Source organism: Pseudoalteromonas sp. bablab_jr011 (genome assembly GCF_016464045.1).
GTDB classification, from domain to species: Bacteria; Pseudomonadota; Gammaproteobacteria; order Enterobacterales; family Alteromonadaceae; genus Pseudoalteromonas; species Pseudoalteromonas lipolytica.
Genome location: NZ_JACDWU010000051.1, coordinates 1 through 267 on the forward strand (window position 1 = coordinate 1; position 267 = coordinate 267).

The window sequence follows — 267 nt, forward strand, 5'->3', positions numbered from 1 at the left end:
CCCCTGAGTTTCGGATTTATCAACTTGATTAGATCGTTAACGGGGGTGGTTGCGTGCTTTTTAGTGAGTTCGCGCAAGTTACTCAGAAATATTAACGTGTTAGATTTACTCGGTTTAATGAGCAGCTTTCCTTTGTACTTCCTATGGTTAAAGCCTAGGAAGTCAAAACCACGGCTAATGTGAGTAATGTGCGTTTTCTCTTCGGAGAGCGTTAAGCCTCTGTGTGCTAAGAAGTCAGCAATCAACGGTTTGATATCGTTCTCCAGC

General features: G+C 43.1%; 1 pseudogene. It reads right to left on the reverse strand.

Going from position 1 to position 267, the window contains the following annotated elements:
- Positions 1-267, reverse strand: a pseudogene (locus tag JIG41_RS22685) (group II intron reverse transcriptase/maturase); the annotation flags it as partial.